The sequence below is a fragment of the Pseudomonas ovata genome (genome assembly GCF_003131185.1).
GTDB lineage: Bacteria > Pseudomonadota > Gammaproteobacteria > Pseudomonadales > Pseudomonadaceae > Aquipseudomonas > Aquipseudomonas ovata.
The window spans coordinates 108101-126963 of the sequence record NZ_QFFU01000013.1 but is presented as its reverse complement, the minus strand read 5'-3'; the positions used below and the strand labels follow the sequence as shown (position 1 = coordinate 126963).

Sequence of the window (18863 nt, the reverse complement as noted above, 5' to 3'; positions counted from 1 at the left end):
GGCTGTTGCCCCGTTCAACTGGTGACCAGTACCCGCACATCACCCTGGCGTTGCAATACCTCGCTCAGCACGCTGCTGCCCGAGCGCCGCAAGGCCAGGTCGACCGAACCCTGGCCGACCGGCAGGCGGCGCAACAGAACCTGATCGAGAAAGGCCGGCAGCACCGGCTCGTCGAAGATCACGCGCAGTCCTTGCGGGTCAAACTGCAGCCCCAGGCATGACTGCAGCATCGACAACGGCGCCGCCGCCGCCCAGGCCTGGGGCGAGCACGCCACCGGGTAGAATGTCGGTCCCTGGGTACGCTGGCGGGCAAAGCCGCAGAACAGTTCCGGCAGGCGGCGCAGGTCGAGGTAGGTCGCGGCCGCGAACAGCCCTTCGCACAGATGCGCCGCTTCACGACGAAAGCCATAACGGGAAAACCCGGCGGCAATCAGCGCATTGTCGTGGGGCCAGACCGAACCGTTGTGATAGCTCATCGGGTTGTAGCGCGCCTGCGCCGAAGCCAGCGTGCGCACCCCCCAGCCACTGAACGATGAACGCCCCATCAGCGTGGCCACCACATGGCGGGCGCGTTCGGTGTAGGCAATGCCAGTGAACAACGCATGCCCGGCATTGGAGGTGCGTACCCGGCAGGGCTGCTTGTCGCCATCCAGGGCCAGCACATAAGTGCCCAACGCTTCATCGAAGAACTGCTCATCGAACTGGCGACGCAGACGCACCGCCTTGCCCTTAAGTTGCGCGGCCCGCTCGGTGTGCCCCAGGCGCCGGGCGATGCTGCGCGCGGCTTCCCAGGCGCCATAGACATAGGCCTGGACCTCGACCAGGGCGATCGGCCCTTTGGCCAGCCGGCCATCGGCATGAAAGACCGCATCGTGGCTGTCTTTCCAGCCCTGGTTGAGCAAGCCGCTGTCAGCACGCCGGTGGTACTCGAAAAAGCCGTCGCCATCACGGTCGCCGTAGTGATCGATCCAGACCAGCGCCGCTTCGATCGACGGCCACAGGTGCTGCAGCGTGGCGACATCACTGGTGCGCGAAAGATAGGCACCGGCCAGCATCACAAACAAGGGCGTGGCATCCATGCTGCCGTAATAACAGCGAAACGGCACCTCACCCAGCACGGCCATCTCTCCGTGCCGGACTTCATGCACGATCTTGCCAGGCTCGGCATCGCTGTCAGCGCACAGCTCCCGGGCCTGCTGCGCCGCCAGATGGCCCAATACACCGCGGGCAATACCGGGGTCGACCCAGAGCATTTCCAGCGCGGTAATCAGCGCATCACGGCCAAAGACCGTGCTGTACCAGGGAATGCCGGCATAAGGATAAAGCCCGTGCTCAGTCTTGGTCATCAGCATGTACAAGTCGGAAATACTGCGCCGTACCACCTCGTTGAACACCTCATGTGAGGTCTGGATCGCCGCTGCCCGCGACGAAAACGTGCGCAGCTCGCGCCGGGCATCGCGCACCGAACTGAAAAAGGCATGCCGCACCGGCACAGGATAAGCGCCTGCATCACAGTCGATGGCCACGAACAATGAGCGACGTTCACCGGGTGCCAGGGTCAGCTCGAACACCGCCTGTTCGCCGTCGAGTTGCTGTGGCGGTGGATCAAAACGTACCGTCGTGGTGCGCAACCGTCCGTCCAGCCCGGTGTAGGAAAGCTGTGCCTGCTGTGCCTCCAGCGCCGCCGGGTGCGGCTGGCCGGTCTGACGACGCGATGTGCCACGGACCTCGAACAGGTCTTTGAAGTCGGCGCCAAAGCGAATCTGCAGCTGTACCTGCCAGGGCTGCTGGTCGAAATTGCGCAACGTGATCCGCTCGAAACATGAACGCTGCCAGAGAAATCGCGAGCGACGCAGATGGATCAGCCCGTGGGGCATACCCTCTGCATCCTGGGTGTCCTCAAGGCCCGGGTTGCTCAGGTCGCACGTCAGCATGGCATTGTCGTCACGCAGGGTCGAGCTGAGCAATAACGGACGCACTCCGTTAAGGGTCAGGCGCCAGTGCGACAAGTGCCGTGTGTCACGGTGAAACAGGCCTTGAGGGCTGTCGGCAGTCGCCTGCACATCGCCATGAGGATCAAAGACCCCAAAGGTGTCGTTATGCTTGAGGGTGCGCGGACGCAATTCCTGCAACGAGCTGCCGCTGGGTGCCGGTGAGCGGTCGGCCTGCCCGCCCTGCTGTCGATACAGCGCCAGGTACTGCGCGGCCATGCGTTCCACTGTGAATCGCTGCTCGAATGCTGCGCGCACCCTGCGACGCTCAAGGCAGGCGAGCGTGCCGATGGCCGCCACCGCCTGCTCGACGCTCTCGACGATAAAGCCCGATTGCCCAGGCGTGATGACCTCCGGTACCGATCCCTGATTGAAGGCAATCACCGGCGTACCACAGGCCATGGCCTCGATCATCACCAGCCCGAACGGCTCTGGCCAGTCGATGGGAAACAGCAAGGCCCTGGCATTGCCAAGAAACGCGGCCTTCTGATGCTCGTCGATTTCACCGATGAACTCGATCGAGGGGTTGGCCTCGATCAGCGGCTGGATCTGCTGACGCCAGTAAGCCTCATCGGCCGGGTCGACCTTGGCCGCAATACGTAGCGGCAGACCGCACGCCAAGGCAATCTCGATGGCGCGATCCGGTCGTTTCTCCCTGGAAATACGCCCCAGAAAAGCCAGGTAGTCGCCTGAGGGCCGGGCAGTGAAAGGCAGCAGATCGTGCGGCAACCCATGCGCAATATTGGCGACCCAGTGCACACCACGCTGCAGATGGCGCCGCTGTGCCATCGAAATCGACACCAGCGGTGCTTCGGGAAAGCCGGCATGAAAGGCCAGCAGTTCCGGATGCTGCAACGGCCCGTGCAGGGTCGTGACGGCTCGTGCTCCCAAGGCGGCACTCATGGGTAGATGGGCGTGACCACCATGAAAATGCAGCACGTCGAACTGTTCCGCCTGCCTGATCACCCGATCCAGCATCAGCAAGGGGAAGGTGTCGGGAAATTCGGGCCTTGGGCCCAGGCGCAAGGCCCGAGGCACGCCTGCCACCAGGCGCGCCCGGGTCTGCGAGTCGCCGCTGGCAAACAGCGTCACCTCATGCCCCAGGCGAACCAGCTCTTCGGTCAGGTACGACACAATGCGTTCGGTGCCCCCGTACAACTGCGGCGGGCAGCTTTCGGCCAGGGGCGCGATCTGGGCGATTCTCATCAGGTGGTCTCCTTGACGGTTCCCTCCTACGCGCGATGAACGACCAGAGCATTATTTCAGGAGTGTCATTGAGCATAGAGAGGCCACCGGCCGAGGCAGTTCAACGCCATGCCCTGAATGTCACACCGGCCTGACGAACTGATCCTGACCCGGGCACGTTGTATGACGACATGAAGAAATTGGCATTTTGCGAGCGGTGGCCATCCTCTCAATAAACATAAAACAACTGGCTTTATCGGATATGAACTCACCCGTTGCAGGAGCGCGGGGGTTTGCTGTACGACAGCGCTGCGCCTTGGCGCGGCGGGCGGACTTTCGAGGCACGAGGTTTTCTCACACCCGGGCGCATTGACAATAGCGCATGAAGCTCCGGATAATCCGGAAAAGTCATACGACGACATACAACAAGGTCTAGCCCATGCCCTCTTCTTCTCTTACGCCTTTCAATCGCCTGTTGCTCACCGGGGCCGCTGGCGGCCTGGGCAAGGTCCTGCGTGATTCATTGCAGCCCCACGCCCAGGTTCTACGCCTGTCCGACATCAGTGAAATGGCACCGGCCCGCGGTGCCCATGAAGAAATCCAGCGCTGCGACCTGGCCGACAAGCAGGCGGTGCACGCCCTGGTCGAGGGGGTCGACGTGATCCTGCATTTCGGCGGTGTCTCGGTCGAGCGGCCGTTCGAGGAAATCCTGGGCGCCAATATCAGTGGCATCTTCCACATCTATGAAGCCGCGCGCCGGCACGGCGTCAAGCGGGTGATCTTCGCCAGCTCCAATCATGTGATCGGCTTCTATGGGCAGGACCAGGTAATCGACGCGCAGTCGCCGCGCCGTCCCGACAGTTATTACGGCCTGTCCAAGTCATACGGCGAAGACATGGCCAGTTTCTACTTTGATCGCTACGGCATCGAAACCGTCAGCTTGCGCATTGGTTCTTCGTTTGCCGAGCCGTTGAACCATCGCATGCTCGACACCTGGCTCAGCTACGACGACCTGACCCGCCTGGTCGAGCGGGCCTTGTACGCGCCCGATGTCGGGCACACCGTGGTTTACGGTGTGTCGGCCAACCAGACGGTGTGGTGGGACAATTGCCTGGCCGCACATCTGGACTACCAGCCGCAGGACAGCTCCGAAGCCTTTCGGGCCCAGGTCGAGCGCCAGCCACTGCCAGCGGCCGATGACCCGGCCCGGCGCTATCAGGGCGGTGCATTTGCTGCCAGCGGGCCATTCGGGGATCATTGACAAAGGCCGGATGGGTGCACGTCAACGCCAGGCAGGCTTTCACTCGTTCGAGTGCAGCGTGAACGTGCATTTTTCCACGCTTTCACTGCACAGGGGCAAAGGATCATCCTGCTCGCCCCAGTATTCACCCTCTGCCACCACAGGCGTCGTGCTCTGGATCTGCAGCAGGGACTTGTAGGAGCCTTTTGTGTATTCGCAAAAAATGATCTGGCCTTCGAGGTACAGCAAGACCGCCTGAAACGCCATGGTCGTTCCCTGGCCTTTCTGGGTAAAGTCGGACACTTCAGGGCATTGATCGGCCATGGCCTGAGTCGCCTGTCCAAAGAGCAAAAAAGGACAGGTACCTATAACAAGTTGTTTGATGAAACGGTTCATGATCAAGCCTTCCCTGGCCGTTGCGAATGACACCCGCTGTCCCTGCGGGTGGGCAGCGATGGCTACCCTGCCTGATCAAGCATAGTTCGCCAGGCTCTGGCCTGGCGCAGGCAAGGACCATCGGTGCCTGTACCTGCGCAACAGGCGAATGTCAGGTACTTCTGCAGCGCCCTCAAGCCCTCAACCCTGACGCTGCAACTGCACGCCCAGCGACTCCAGCGCCGTCCAGTAGCCCGGGTAGGTCTTGCCGACGCACAACGGATCAAGAATGCGGATGCCGGCCACTTTCAGGCCCGCCAGGGCAAAGCACATGGCGATGCGGTGGTCGGAATGGGTGTCGATCAGCGCATCCACGGTACGACCGGCCAGCTGTGGATCAGCGTTGACCACCAGGTCATCGCCCTCTTCCACCGCCAGTTTCGGGTCGATGGCACAAAGGCCGTCAGACAATGCGCGAATCCGGTCGCACTCCTTGACCCGCAGGTTGGCAATGCCCACAAAGCGTACCGGCTGGTTATTGAAGGCCGCCAGCACCGCCAGCGTCGGAATCGCGTCCTGCATCTGCGAGCCGTCGATCACCGCCGGCATGTCCGGGAAGCGCTCGATGATCTGGCTGGCCAGCGCGTCGGGCTGGGTAAAGGCCTCGGTGGCCACGCCCAGGTCGATACGGCCTGCGGTCAGCGCCTGGGCCGCCCACAGGTAAGTGGCTGCCGACGCATCCGGCTCGATATGAAAATCGGTGGCACGGTAGCCGGTGGCCGCTACTCGCCAGGCTGACTCACCGATGGCCTCGACTTCGGCACCGAAAGCCTGCATGGCCGCCAGGGTCAGGTCCACATAGCCGCGTGCGCCGATCTCGCTGCCGGTCAGGGCCACCTCTAATGGGCCCTGGCCGCACGCGCCGGCCATCAGCAACGCCGAGACGTACTGGCTGGACAGGTTGCCATCGATCTCGATGCGTCCGGCCGCCAGGCCGCCACGGCCCTTGATTGCCACCGGCGGGCAGCCGGTCGGTGCGCTGGCCTGCACACCCATGCGCTGCAGCGCATCGACCAGCGGGCCGATGGGGCGCTTGCGCATGTATTCGTCGCCATCGACCACGAAGTCGCCCTCGAAGTTGGCCAGCGCCGCCGTCAGAAAGCGGGTGGCGGTGCCGGCATTGCCCAGCATCAGCGGCTGGCCCGGCGCCTGCCAGTGGCCGGTGCTGGTGACCACAAAGGTGCTGTCGTCCGGCTCGTCGACCTGCACACCCATCAACCGCAGGGCCTCGGACATCACCCGGGTATCGTCACTCTTGAGCGCGCCGGTCAGGCGGCTGGTGCCTTTGGCCAGACCGGCCAGCAGCAAGGCACGGTTGGTGATGGATTTGGAGCCCGGCGGGCTGACACGACCGGTCAGCGGGCGATTGACAGGCACTACGGTGAGTGTGGATTGAGGTCGCATGATGGCCCTGATGAAGATTGGCGGAAAAATCGCGATCCTAACATGCCCGGCGCTCCTCACGGACCTTGCCTGTCGACAGCAATGGGTCCATCAAGTTGGATCCCATATAACGTATAAACAGAGAAGCCTTTTCGAGGTTATTTTTATAAATGTATCGAACTTTTAACACCCTTTAATACTGCGAATTTTCTGGTAAAAATTTTCAAACTTCCTGCGCGCAGCAAGAGTCATTGCTATGTGCACCCCATGCGGTGCCCCTGCCATTGACTGAAGGATGACCACCATGATTCGCGATGATCGAAACCCACCGGCAGGCTATGCCGCACCGGATTACTACACAGCCAATACTGTGGCGCCTTTACTTAAACGCATTTCATGGAGTGCCATTCTGGCCGGTGTTGTTCTGGCCTTGATCGTTTCACTGTTGTTGAACTTGCTGGGGACTGCCATTGGTACGGCCGCCATCGATCCGATGCAGGAAGCCAACCCGGTCTCCGGACTGGGCACCGGCGCCGGTATCTGGGTGGTCGTCAGCGCTGTCATCTCGCTGTTCGTCGGTGGCTGGGCAGCAGGTCGCCTGGCGCAGCGTGAAGGCGCTTTCCACGGTCTGCTGGTCTGGGCCTCGGTCTCGCTGATTACCGTGTACCTGGTGTCCAGCGCCGTGACCGGCGTGGTCCGTGGTGGCCTTAACCTGGCCGGCAGTGGCCTGTCAGCCGTCGGCAGCGGTATCGCCCAGGTGGCGCCGGCGCTGGGCGACAAGATTCAGGACCAGCTCAAGCAACAGGGCATCGATTTCAACCTCAATGACATCCAGAACGAAATCGAACTGGCCATGCGTCAGACCGGCAAGGCCGAACTGAACCCGGACAATGTGGCACAACAAGCACAGTCCACGGCTCAGGATGCGCAGAACACCGCCGAACGCAGTGCCAACAACCCACAACAGGCCGATGAGCAGATCGGTGGGCTGCTGGATCGCATCAAGGCCAAGGGCAACGAAGCCTGGGATGCTGCTGACCGTCAGGCGCTGGTCAACCTGATCAAGGCGCGTGGCAACAAGACCGATGCCGAAGCCAACCAGATCGTCGATCAGGCCCAGGCCAGCTATCGCCAGGCCTACGCCAAGTACCAGGAACTGAAGGCCCAGGCCGAGCAGAAAGCCCGCGAAGCCGCTGAAGTGGCTGCCAAGCGCGTTTCGCAAGGCGCGTGGATCCTGCTGATCACCCTGGTGATCTCGGGCCTGGTGGCTGCCGGTGCCGGTGTACTGGGTCGCCGTACCCAGCCTGCCGACAAGGTTGTCACCACCCGCTGATCCATCCCTTACAGCCGGCGCCGCCCTGGCGCCGCGCTGTAGCCTTTATCCGCACTATTCCGTAGGAGCAACCAACGGTCGCGAATGGCGCAAAAACCATGCCGGTCTTTTCGCGACCGTTGGTCGCTATAGACGGGTGTTGGCTGCACGATAGCCCAGGGTCTGCTCAAGCCAGCGTCACCTGGTTGCGCCCATTCTTCTTGGATTGGTACAACGCCTGGTCGGCAGCCTCGATCAGTGTCTTGTAGTCGGTCGAGGGCTGGCTGAGGTCGGCCACGCCCAGGCTGATGGTGCAGCGGATCTGCTGGCCATCGTGATCCACATGCAGCTCTTCCACAGCCTTGCGCAGCCGTTCGGCAAAGACCTGGGCACCGGCCTTGTCGGTGTCGGGCAACAGCACCGCGAACTCTTCACCGCCATAGCGCCCGGCAATGTCTGCGCTGCGTATGTGAGTGCGCATGGCTTCGGCCACGACCTGGATCACCTTGTCTCCGGTCTGGTGGCCCCAGGTGTCATTGACCCGCTTGAAGTGATCGATGTCGATCATCACCATCGCCACTTGCGTGCCGTAGCGTCTATGCCTGGCGTATTCCTGGCGCAAGGACTCTTCCCAATGGCCGCGGTTGTTCAGGCCGGTCAGGCGGTCGGTGCTGGACAACCGTTGCAGCTCGTTGTTGGCATTGAGCAATTGATGGCGATTGGTGGCCACATCGGTCACGTCATAGATCACCAGGCAGATATGACTGATCTGGTTATTGGTGCTGCGCAGCGGAAACAGGGTGGTGTTCTGGTACATGAACGCCTCCTGCCCGGTAATCGGCTGGTAGTTCTTGAAGCGCACCAGATAAGGTCGCTGCTCCCAGATGGTGAATGCCGGCGTGCCCAGGGTCACGACGTTGTCGACCTTCTTGCTGAACCAGGCACGATTGACTTCCGGGAACAGCTGGAAGAACGACTGGCCAATGGCATCGAATGGCACCACCCCGGAGCGGTTTTCCATGAAGGTGTTCCAGATCTGCACAGTGAAGTCACGGTCGAGCACCACAATGCCTACATCGATGTTCTGTGTAACGGCCAGCAGCCAGTGAAGCTCTTTGATATCGATTTGCTCGTTCATACATCAGCTCATCAGGTAGGCCAGTTTGCGCGAGAGTCGCTCGACCGAGTCCTCGGTGAACAACATCAGCAAATCGAAATGAATGTCGTGCCCTTCCACGCTGTAGCTGACCTCCACGGCCAGGGTCTGTTTCCAGCGTTGCTGGCGGACGTTGATCAGCTCATCGCTGCCGCCCTCCTGGGCCAGTATCTGCGGATGCCCCAGGGAAAATGGCACATCGATCTGCTCACCGATCCCGCTCAGGCAGGCACCGATGAGGATGGTCGACAGGTCCAGGAGCACTTCCATGTCACTGTAGTCGGGTGAGTCGCGGTGCATCAGCCGGGCGATGTCGGCAATTTCCGAATCGTGCAGCAGCAATAACGCTTCGCCGGCGATGCCGCCGCCAATGTAGCCCTGGCACACCGCAGTCAGGCGCTGGCCATGCTGGGTGTCGGCCAGTGCCATGTGCAACTCGCCCACCTCCAGCATGTTGACGTTCGGTACCGGCAATTGCACAAAGACTCCCAGCACCTTGGCCAGCAAGGCCGCCGCACGCCCCATGGCGACGTTGACCGTCTCGCGCATGGCGTCCTGAAAGCTGATGATGCCCTCGCCTGCACGCGGTGCCTGCGCCGTTGCCGACGCCGCCGGCACGCTGGGCGCCTGAGCCGCCAGCGGCTCGCCAAGCAGACCCAGGCGCATCAGGGTGGACGCCAGTTCATCGGGGTCGGCCGGTTTTTTCAGAAAGGCCAGGGCGCCCAGCTCCATGACCCGGCGCACCGCTTCTTCCTGGACATCGCCGGAAACCACGATCACCTGGGTCTCCAACCCTTCATCCCGGATCGCCGCCAGGGCCTGGTAGCCGTCCATGACCGGCATGGTCAGGTCCAGCAGCATCACCTGGCCCAAGCCCTTGCGCAGGGCCTCGAGGGCTTCGAGTCCATTGGCCGCCAGGCTGACCGAGACATCCCAACCGGCCGGCAGCGCCCGGATCAACTGCTTGCGCGCCATATTCGAGTCATCGCAGATCAGTAGCGCGATTGTGGGCATTGCATGGTTTCTCACGACAAAGAAGGTTTCAGGTCAACCCGGACACTGCAGGGGACGCTTCTGGCGGCATTTGCAATGCCAGCCTGAGCGCCGCTTGTCAGTGTAGGACAGGGGCTGTGCAGGGGCCCGATGGGTCGAATATTCCCCTTTTTTTCTTTCAGAAAAAGGTGATGCAATTAACGTGCTCAGCCTGTCGGCCCATGAGACGGGGCACCGTCGAGGGTGAGCGTGCTACGCACACTATCGAAAACCATCAGTAATGGCCAACTAATGGCCAACTAACTTGAACTTTCTATTGTTCGGGTCGCTTGTATGGATGTGGCGGGCACGCTGGTCTCTTACACCACACGGCCTGAATGTGATGTTCCTCACCCAGGGTGTCGAAACTTTATCGTTTTATCGCGGTCGCTCTTCTATCGCCTTTAACCTTTATTGAACCTTTTCCGACGTCAATAATACGCGCGCCTTGCACGGCCTCATGAATGCCAATATTCAGGCGTCATTAAGGCGTCTACCCGCGTTCGCTCAGCGGCCTTGAGGGCGTCCCCTTAAACCGCTTTAGCCCCCTCAAAAAAAGAAAAACCAAAATCAATAAAATAAAAAACACCTTCAAAATCAATTTCTTGCATTGATAACACACCTTTCAATAGTGTTTATACCCTCGTTTGAATATCGCCATGACTTCAACTTTCAAAAAAAGTTTCCGCTCTTTTATTTCCAAAAAACAGGCATTTAAGTTTTGCAAAATCCTTAGGCAATGCTAATAATCGCTCCACTTCCGGGAAACAAGGCAGTGCCGTTTATTCACATGATGTGTCCCCGTGATGATTCTGTTGACCCCGGTACTACGATAGAACCCATCTCACTGCTTGGACCCTTGGCGGTCCCGCTGTTGTAAGCGCGTTATTGCGCAGGAGGCCATCATCGCTAGCAACCACACGCCGATCAAGATTCTGTCCATCTTCGGTACCCGTCCAGAGGCCATCAAGATGGCCCCACTGGTCAAGGCGCTGGCCGCCGAGCCCGGTATACAGTCACGCGTCTGCGTCACCGGCCAGCACCAGCACATGCTCAAACAGGTACTGGAACTGTTCGACCTCAAGGTCGACTACACCCTCGACGTCATGCGCCCCGACCAGACGCTCAATACCCTGAGTGCGGCCTTGTTCGATGCCATCGATCCGATGCTCGACATTGCCCGGCCCGACCGTATCCTGGTGCACGGCGACACCACCACCGCCATGGTCGCCTCGATGGCTGCGTTTCACCGCCGCATTCCGGTCGGCCACATCGAAGCCGGCCTGCGCACCGGCGACATCCGCCAGCCGTGGCCGGAAGAAATGAACCGGCGCTGCATCGACATGACCGCCGACCTGCTGTTTGCGCCCACGGCCGAGGCGCGCCGCAACCTGCTGGGCGAGCGCCAGCAGGGCCGTTCATTCGTCACCGGCAATACCGTGATCGACGCCCTGCAGCAGACCGCACGGCGCATCGAGCGCGACAGCGCCCTGCGTGACCGCCTAGACGCGCAATTCGACTTCCTGCTGCCGGGGCGCAAGCTGCTGCTGGTCACCGGCCACCGCCGGGAGAACTTCGGCGAAGGCTTCCTGGACATCTGCAAGGCGCTGGGCACCCTGGCACAGCGCCCGGACATCCAGATCGTCTACCCGGTGCACCTGAACCCCAACGTCAAGGGCCCGGTCACCGAGCACCTGGGCAATGTGCCCCATGTGCACCTGATCGAACCGCTCGACTACCTGTCATTCGTGCGCCTGATGCAGCGTGCTCACGTCATCCTCACCGACTCTGGCGGCGTGCAGGAAGAAGCGCCATCGCTGGGCAAGCCGGTACTGGTGATGCGCGAGGTCACCGAACGCCCCGAAGCGGTCTCGGCCGGTACTGTGCGTCTGGTCGGCACCTCGGCACAGTCGATCGTGCACGGCGTCAGCGCCCTCTATGAAGATGAGCTGCTCTGGCGGCGCGCGGCGCAGGCCAGCAACCCGTACGGCGACGGCCTGGCCTGCTCACGCATCGTCGACGTCCTGATGGGCCGTCCGGTCGATGACTTTGTGCCCGGACAACGCGACTGGCAGCGTGCCGATGCGCTCATCGGCGCAGGCTCCTCAGCCCTGTGGCTGCCCTGTAGCCAGTCGCTGCCCAGCTAGCAACCGCTGTATTGCGACACCGTTGACGCGGGCGGCCATGCTGCCCGCTCGACCGCCAACGCTCACTCGTTTATTACTCGTTCGAGACCACGTCCGATGAAGTCCATCCACCTGGGTGCATTCAGCGCCCTTGCCTGGGGTGCGAGCCTGCTCGCGCTCATGCCGACCCAGACCCTGGCAGCCGAAAGCCCGCTGGCCCAAGCCATTGCCCGACTCAATGCCGACCTGCGCCAGGAGCGCGAAATACGTCTGGACGACCTGGGCATCAACGACCCCATTGTCCTGGGCGCCAGCGACGCGCGGCGCGAGCTGTACCTGCCCGTGCCGGCGGGTGTGCCACTGACCGATGCCTCGCTGACATTCGACGCCAGCTACCTCAATGGCGAGGGTGGCCGTAACACCCTGCTGTTGTCGCTGGACGGCTACCCGGTGCGCGCCCAGGGCCTGAACGAAGCCCAGGGCGATGCCAGTGCCACCCTGGGCGTCGACAAGGCCCCGCGCGACAGCGGTTCGGTGCGCCTGGGGGTGGCCTGGTCGTCACGGGTGGAACGTGAACTGTGCGAAGACGAGCGCGCCATCGGCAACGTGCTGCGCATCCAGCCCGACACACGCCTGACCTACAGCTACGATGCCAGCCAGTTGCGTGACATCGGTGCGGCCTGGAATGCCCTGCCCGGCCAACCCGGCGTACTGATCGCCCCGGGCACCTTGTCCAGTGCCAGCTACGACGCGGTCTGGCGCCTCGGCGTGGCGCTGGAGCGTATCGGCAAACAGGCGCGCATCCTGCCGCTGCCCGGCGTGGGCGACACCGTTCAATTGAGCGCCCGTCGTGTGCCTGAAGCACTGCGCGGCGTGCCAGCCTTCGCCAGCCTCGACGGCGAGGGTCGCTACACCCTCAAGAGCGCCGCTGAAGTCGGCGCACTGCTGGTGCTGGGCAAGAGCCCCGACATCCAGGCCGACCTGGCCATCGATGACGCGCAGTTGCTCAAGGGCATCGACACGGCGCTGGATGCCTTGCAGGCCGAAGTCCAGGCGCTCGACCCCCAGGCCGCCACCGCGCTGGACCAATGGCGCGAACACCACATCCGTACAGGGCTGGGCTCGCTGGGCAAGGACGAGGCGCGCCTGGCCCTGCTCGGCACCCGGCCGATGCTGTTGATCGCCCCCACGGCCACCATCAAGGCCATGACCCTGTTCAACTCGGCGTGGAACACACTGGCGCGCAACCACCAACTGACCATTGCCGAAGCACAACTGCCGCTGACCCAGGACGGTCGCCTGGCCCTGTCGCGCCTGGGCGGCTCGCCCGGCAGCCTGGATTTGCTGGCCAAAAGCGACTGGAGCGCCACGTTCCCGTTGGGCAACGTTGCCTACGACGGCCGCCTGCCAGTGCGGGCCGTGGTCGACGTGGCCAGCGCGCCCGGAGCCTCCAGCACGGCCCCTGTGGCCTCGGTGTTTCTCAACGATTACCTGATCGGTGCCGCACAACTGGTCAGCGATGGCCAGAAACAACGCATCGAGGCGCGTATCCCGGCCTATGCCCTGGGCTCGCGTAACGTCTTGCGGGTGTCGTTCCAGCGTCAGCCGGTCAGTAACCGCTGCCTGGAAACGCCCCAGGCGTTCCCGGTCAGCGTGCTGCCGACCAGCCATATCGTGCTGGAGAACAGCACACCGGGCAGCGACTTTGCCGGCATGGCCGCGCGCTTTGCGCAACACACCCAGGTGCTGGTGCCACAAGCCTGGCTCGATCACCCGGCCAGCAGCCTGCCGACCCTGATCAAGATTGCCGACGCCACCGGGGTCTCGCCGCTGCGCGCCCAGCTCAGTGTGCAGGCCGACGACAAGACGGCCGTGAGCCCGGACAAATCCTTCCTGGCCTTCGAGCTGCCGGTCAAGGACAGTGCCGAGGCCTTGCAGGTCGACGCGCAAGGCCGCCTGCTGATCAACCACAAGGAACAGCGCCTGCTGGACCTGCAGCAGCTGGACAACATGGCCGCGTTGCAAGTGATCAAGAGCGGCAGCCTGCACGGCGTGGTGTATCGCACCCTGGGCAGCCAGGCCCCGCAGTTCAAGGAACCGTTATTGCTGACCCGCGGTAACGCCTCGATCCTCGGGGCCGAGGGTGCGCTGTCGACCTTCGACACCCACGACCCCAGTGGCAGCCAGTTGATCGACGCCGACGAGCCACGTGGTCTGGACGCCTGGCGCCAACCGTCGCTGTTGTGGCTGATCCCGGCCGGCGTGCTGCTGTTTGCGCTGTTGCTGCTGGCCGGCCGTCGTGCCCGCCGTAATCGTCAATAACGAGGCCTGTCGATGACCTCGCTCTATTGGCCCTACTGGCTGGCTCACTACTACAGCTTCCTGGAAGCCGCGACCCTGGTGGTCGCGGTACTGATCCTTGTGTCCAGCCTGGACGACCTGATCGTGGATGTGTGGTACTGGTCGCGTCGCCTGTACCGCAAGTTCACCGCCGAGCGCCGCTATCGGCCGCTGACCGAGCAGCAGTTGCTCGACCGCGACCAGCAACCCCTGGCAATCATGGTGCCGGCCTGGCTGGAATACGACGTCATCGCGCCGATGATCGAGAACATGGTCTCGACCCTGGATTACCAGAACTACATGGTCTTCGTCGGCACCTACATCAACGACCAGCGCACCATCGATGAAGTGGAGCGCATGCGCCGGCGTTACAAGCAACTGCACCGTGTCGAAGTGCCTCACGCCGGCCCCACCTGCAAGGCCGACTGCCTGAACTGGATCATCCAGGCGATTTTCCTGCACGAGAAAACCCACGGCATGACCTTCGCCGGCACCGTGCTGCATGACAGTGAAGATGTGCTACACCCGCTGGAACTGCGCCTGTTCAACTACCTGCTCCCGCGCAAGGACATGATCCAGCTGCCGGTGGTGTCGCTGGAGCGCAACTGGTACGAATGGGTGGCCGGCACCTACATGGACGAGTTCGCCGAATGGCACGGCAAGGACCTGGTGGTGCGTGAGAGCATGACCGACACCGTGCCCTCGGCCGGCGTCGGTACCTGTTTTTCCAACCGTGCCCTGCAAGTGCTGGCTGCCGAAAACCAGAACCAGCCGTTCAACACCGACAGCCTGACCGAGGACTACGACGTCGGTGCGCGCCTGGCCAAATACGGGATGAACGCCATCTTCGTGCGCTTTGCGGTGCAGTTCCGGGTGCTGCGCAAGTCGTGGTTTCGCAAACCGTACGAATCGACCCTGCACATGCCCTTGTGCGTGCGCGAGTTCTTCCCCGACACCTTCCGCACCGCTTTTCGCCAGAAAGCCCGCTGGACCCTGGGCATCGGCCTGCAAGGCTGGGAGCAGATGGGCTGGAGCGGCTCGCTGGCCAACCGCTACCTGTTATTTCGCGACCGCAAGGGCATCGTCACCTCGTTCATCAGCATTCTCGCCTACGTGATCCTGCTGCAACTGGTGGCGCTGATCGTGCTGCGCTACAGCGGCCTGTGGGACGTGAGCTTCCCGGCCTGGTTCGATGACAACGACACCTTGCAGGCCCTGTTGCTGACCAACGGCATCGCGCTGCTGTGGCGCATGCTGCACCGCTACTACTTCACCAGCGTGCTGTACGGCTGGCAGCACGGGTTGCTGTCGATCCCGCGCATGGTGGTGGGCAACTTCGTCAATTTCATGGCCGCCGCCCGCGCCTGGCGCATGTTCCTGATCGGCAAGCTGCTGGGGCGCAAGCTGGTGTGGGACAAGACCATGCACGACTTCCCGTCCACCGACCTGGTCGCCGCGGCGCCACGCAAACTGGGCAGCGTGCTGCTGTCCTGGCAGGCAATTACCGACGCCAGGCTGCAAACTGCCCTGGACGAGCAACAAAGCCGGCCGCTGCCACTGGGGCGCATCCTGCTCGGACGTGGCTGGCTCGACGACGAAACCCTGGCCGAGGCCATTGCCTTCCAGAACGACCTGCCGCGCATTTTCGAACTGGACGCCAACCGCCAGGACGGCGCACTCGACGATGAGTTCTGCCTGCGCTGGCGCACCGTCCCCCTGACACCGGCGCCCAACGGCCAGCCGCGTATCGCCGTGACCAGCCCGTTGCCGGACGAAGGCCTGCGCCAGGTCAGTGCCGCGCTGGGTGGTGAGCCGCTGCAATTGATCGCTCGCGAAGGCGAGGTGGTCGAGCGCCTGCGCCAGATCGGCAGCCGCCCCGGCACGCAGCCACCGGCCGCCGGCACACCGCTGCTGGGCGACCTGCTGATCGAGGCCGGCCTGATCGACCGCCAGGTGTTCGACCGCGCCATGCTCAACTATCGCCCGCAGCACCACGGACGCATCGGCGACTACCTGGTGGACCTGGGCGTGTTGCCCCGCGACACCATCGAGCAGGCGGTCGCCCGCCAGCATCGCCCTGCCGCTCTGGAGCCTACGTCATGATGCGCCCGCTCTTGCCCCTACTGGTCTTGCTGGCCCTGTTACCGCTCAGTGCCACGGCTGAAATCCTGCCGTTGCCCCTGAGCGGCTCGGCCTACCAGCTGGCCAGCGAGGCCTACCGTGCCTACGACCGGGAAAACTACGACCTGGCCATCAGCAAGGCCCGCGAAGCCCTGCGCCAACGCCCGGATGTCGCCCAGCTCAAGACTTTGATGGCCCTGGCCGAGCGCGACAAGTACCGCCGCGATCATCCGCAACGTTACCCGCAAGCGCGACCGGCACCAGGCTTTGGCGTTGCCGCCCAGGCCTTCAAGGCCTACGACCGAGAAGACTTTGCCGGGGCCGCCCGCGCTGCCCGCCAGGCCATCAGTCAGGCCCCTGGGCGTATGGATTACCGCCTGCTGCTGATCGAGTCACTGCAGCGCCAACAGGATCTGCACGCCGCTGACCAGGCCACCACCGACGCCTTGCGCAGTTTCCCTGACGACGACACCTTGTTGATGCGCCGCGAAGCCATCCGCCGGCAACTGGCCGCACCACTGGCGATTGCCGGCTACCGGGCGCTGCAACAGAGCAACCTGTCGCTGGCCGTGGATCAGGCTCGCCAGGCGGTGGCCTGGGCCCCTGAAGTGGCGGCCAATCAGGAACTGTTGATCAGCGCCTTGTTGGCCGCCAAGGACTATCAAGGGGCCGAGCAAGCGGCCACCGGCGCGCTGGCCCAGGACGACGGCGAGATCGCCCCGTGGATCCTGCGCAGCTATGCCCTCGATCGTCAGGGCAAGGCCCAGGCCGCCCAGGCCGACCTGAAGCGGGCGCTGGCCATCAAGGGCCTGCTCGATTCCGAAGTCCGCGAGATCCGCTTCTTCGCCGCCGACCTGGCGCTGCTCGACCAGCACCCGCAACAGGCCCTGGAACATTTGCAGGCCCTGCCCGAGGATGATGACGGCGAACTGACGCGCCGCCGCGGCGTCGCGCAGGCCGCTGCACGCCAACAACGCAAGGGTTTGCAAACCACGATGCGCTTTCCGGCCCCGGCCCTGAACTGCCAGGAAAGTGCGTTCGGCCTGGTCTGTGACCTGTGGCCGGGCAATCAGCGTGATGCCGGCACCGACCTGGCTGTGCAGGCTTATGCGGCCCTGGCGCGCAAGGACCCCGTAACCGCCGCTGCACTGGCCGACGAAGCGATTCGCCGCGCCCCCGGCAATCCGGCGTATTACGGCCTGAAGGCCACCGCCCTGAGCGAGCAGAAGCACCTGTCGCAGGCCATCGATGCCCTTGGCCAGGGTTTGCAGGTGGCCGGTGATGACGCCCGCCTGTTGACCCAGCGTGGACGCCTGCGCCAACAGGCCGATGACGATGCCGGCGCCCGCAAGGACTTCAGCCAGGCCCTGGCCATGGGCAGCCTGCCCAATTACGAAGAGGCCAGCCTGTATGCGGCCCTGGGTCAGCAGCAGACCGCCCGCGAGCGCCTGCAACTGGCCCGCGACGGCGGTGAATTGAATGCCATGAGTCAGTTGCAGGTCGCCTACCTGTCGATCCAGGCCGGCGATGATGAAGCGGCCCACGCCTCATTTGCCAAGGCCGACAGCGAAAGCGGTCTGCCGCCGACCGCCACGCAGGATGCGGCCTACACCGCCATGCGAGTCAATGACGACAAGGGCGCCGTGGGTTACTTCAAGCGTGTCGTCGATGCTGAAAAGGCCGGCGAACTGCCCCTGTCGGCGCAGCAGGTGTTCGACACCCGGCGCGCGGTGGCTGATGTCTCGCGCAGCGTGGGCCTGACCAGCACCACCACTTACCGCGGCAACAGCTCGGCCAGCGGCCTGAGCGCTGCCCCCAGTACCGGCAACACCACCGGCGGCAGCGGCAGTCGCAGCAATGACAGCCTGCAGAACAGCACGGAAGCGTCGTGGCGCCCGCTGGGTTACCGCAACGCACGCTACGTCGAAGTCTATGGGCGCCTCAGCGACACGCTGTGGAGCAAGGACGGTGACGCCGACACCGGGCTGGAGGCCTTGCAAGGCGCGCTGGGCGTGCGGGTCAAACCGCTCTCATCGGTCAACGTGGTCGCGGCCGTGGAGCGCACCTTCCCGCTGGGTTCGTCCGACATCGACGGCGACTGGCTGCTGCGCCTGGGCTATGGCGCCAGTGTCGGCACCGACCTGCGCGTCGATACGCCCAGTTGGTGGACCTCGCAGCTGTTCGCCGAGGCGGGCCGCTACCTGGGCGACTCGCGCAACTACTTCAACAGTGAATGGCAGGGCGGGCGCAGCTACGCCATCGGCGGCACCGGCTCGCGCTGGGTGAGTTTCCCGCATGTGGTCGCCGCGTTCGACTACGACTCGAAGATGGACGCTGAAATCCAGGCCGATGGCAGCACGGACTATGCCTCTGGCAGCGCCGGCGGCCTGGGCATCGGCAACAACGTGCGCTACTGGTTTCGTGAAGACGCCTACAACGCACCGCGTTCCTATGTCGATTTTTCCTTGCAATACCGGCTGAGAGTCTTTGGCGATGACCGTGCCAAAGGTGTGTTCTCCCGACTGACTTACTCTTACTGAGG

Annotated in this window: 11 protein-coding genes; 6 read left to right on the top strand and 5 right to left on the bottom strand. The window is 63.2% G+C overall.

The window, feature by feature from the left end; translation table 11 throughout:
- Positions 1-14: 14 nt before the first annotated feature.
- On the bottom strand, positions 15-3197 hold the full coding sequence (locus tag DGA31_RS30300) for a glycogen debranching N-terminal domain-containing protein (RefSeq protein WP_109513482.1): 3183 nt from the start codon (positions 3195-3197) through the stop codon (positions 15-17).
- Between the two features lie 418 nt (positions 3198-3615).
- Between DGA31_RS30300 and DGA31_RS18105 the strand changes: the two genes are divergently transcribed.
- Positions 3616-4437 carry an NAD-dependent epimerase/dehydratase family protein gene (locus tag DGA31_RS18105; protein ID WP_109513481.1) on the top strand — a complete coding sequence of 274 codons (822 nt, stop codon included), beginning with the start codon at positions 3616-3618 and terminating at the stop codon, positions 4435-4437.
- A gap of 39 nt (positions 4438-4476) precedes the next feature.
- On the opposite strand, the gene DGA31_RS18100 is transcribed toward DGA31_RS18105, so the two are convergent.
- Entirely contained in the window at positions 4477-4812 is a 336-nt protein-coding gene (locus DGA31_RS18100; protein WP_152035055.1) for a hypothetical protein, read from the bottom strand.
- A gap of 180 nt (positions 4813-4992) precedes the next feature.
- On the bottom strand, positions 4993-6255 hold the full coding sequence (gene aroA, locus DGA31_RS18095; RefSeq protein ID WP_109513479.1) for a 3-phosphoshikimate 1-carboxyvinyltransferase: 1263 nt from the start codon (positions 6253-6255) through the stop codon (positions 4993-4995).
- Positions 6256-6538: 283 nt separating this feature from the next.
- On the opposite strand from aroA, the gene DGA31_RS18090 reads away from it, so the two are divergent.
- Positions 6539-7567 carry a hypothetical protein gene (locus tag DGA31_RS18090; protein ID WP_109513498.1) on the top strand — a complete coding sequence of 343 codons (1029 nt, stop codon included), beginning with the start codon at positions 6539-6541 and terminating at the stop codon, positions 7565-7567.
- A 166-nt stretch (positions 7568-7733) separates the two neighbouring features.
- Here the strand turns inward: DGA31_RS18090 and DGA31_RS18085 are convergent, their stop codons facing one another.
- Both DGA31_RS18085 and DGA31_RS18080 read right to left on the bottom strand, forming a co-directional pair.
- A complete protein-coding gene (locus tag DGA31_RS18085; RefSeq protein ID WP_056835719.1) occupies positions 7734-8684 on the bottom strand; it encodes a sensor domain-containing diguanylate cyclase in 951 nt (316 codons plus the stop codon).
- A gap of 3 nt (positions 8685-8687) precedes the next feature.
- Positions 8688-9716 (bottom strand): response regulator, encoded by a 1029-nt coding sequence (locus tag DGA31_RS18080; protein ID WP_109513478.1) that lies wholly within the window; start codon positions 9714-9716, stop codon positions 8688-8690.
- Between the two features lie 923 nt (positions 9717-10639).
- On the opposite strand from DGA31_RS18080, the gene wecB reads away from it, so the two are divergent.
- From wecB to DGA31_RS18060, 4 genes are all read left to right on the top strand, one after another.
- Complete coding sequence (gene wecB, locus DGA31_RS18075) at positions 10640-11881, top strand: non-hydrolyzing UDP-N-acetylglucosamine 2-epimerase (protein ID WP_421957982.1); 1242 nt, start codon at positions 10640-10642, stop codon at positions 11879-11881.
- A gap of 96 nt (positions 11882-11977) precedes the next feature.
- Entirely contained in the window at positions 11978-14182 is a 2205-nt protein-coding gene (locus tag DGA31_RS18070) for a cellulose biosynthesis cyclic di-GMP-binding regulatory protein BcsB (RefSeq protein WP_109513477.1), read from the top strand.
- A 12-nt stretch (positions 14183-14194) separates the two neighbouring features.
- Positions 14195-16303: a glycosyl transferase family protein gene (locus DGA31_RS18065; protein ID WP_056835725.1), complete on the top strand. Its 2109-nt coding sequence runs from the start codon at positions 14195-14197 to the stop codon at positions 16301-16303.
- Entirely contained in the window at positions 16300-18861 is a 2562-nt protein-coding gene (locus DGA31_RS18060) for a bacteriophage N4 adsorption protein A (protein ID WP_109513476.1), read from the top strand. Before DGA31_RS18065 ends, DGA31_RS18060 begins: the two co-directional genes overlap by 4 nt.
- Positions 18862-18863: the final 2 nt, after the last annotated feature.

Bases quoted from the DNA above. Each gene is read 5' to 3' on its own strand.
- DGA31_RS30300 (WP_109513482.1), bottom strand. From the start codon at position 3,197: ATGAGAATCGCCCAGATCGCGCCCCTGGCCGAAAGCTGCCCGCCGCAG.
- DGA31_RS18105 (WP_109513481.1), top strand. From the start codon at position 3,616: ATGCCCTCTTCTTCTCTTACGCCTTTCAATCGCCTGTTGCTCACCGGG.
- DGA31_RS18100 (WP_152035055.1), bottom strand. From the start codon at position 4,812: ATGAACCGTTTCATCAAACAACTTGTTATAGGTACCTGTCCTTTTTTG.
- aroA (WP_109513479.1), bottom strand. From the start codon at position 6,255: ATGCGACCTCAATCCACACTCACCGTAGTGCCTGTCAATCGCCCGCTG.
- DGA31_RS18090 (WP_109513498.1), top strand. From the start codon at position 6,539: ATGATTCGCGATGATCGAAACCCACCGGCAGGCTATGCCGCACCGGAT.
- DGA31_RS18085 (WP_056835719.1), bottom strand. From the start codon at position 8,684: ATGAACGAGCAAATCGATATCAAAGAGCTTCACTGGCTGCTGGCCGTT.
- DGA31_RS18080 (WP_109513478.1), bottom strand. From the start codon at position 9,716: ATGCCCACAATCGCGCTACTGATCTGCGATGACTCGAATATGGCGCGC.
- DGA31_RS18070 (WP_109513477.1), top strand. From the start codon at position 11,978: ATGAAGTCCATCCACCTGGGTGCATTCAGCGCCCTTGCCTGGGGTGCG.
- DGA31_RS18065 (WP_056835725.1), top strand. From the start codon at position 14,195: ATGACCTCGCTCTATTGGCCCTACTGGCTGGCTCACTACTACAGCTTC.
- DGA31_RS18060 (WP_109513476.1), top strand. From the start codon at position 16,300: ATGATGCGCCCGCTCTTGCCCCTACTGGTCTTGCTGGCCCTGTTACCG.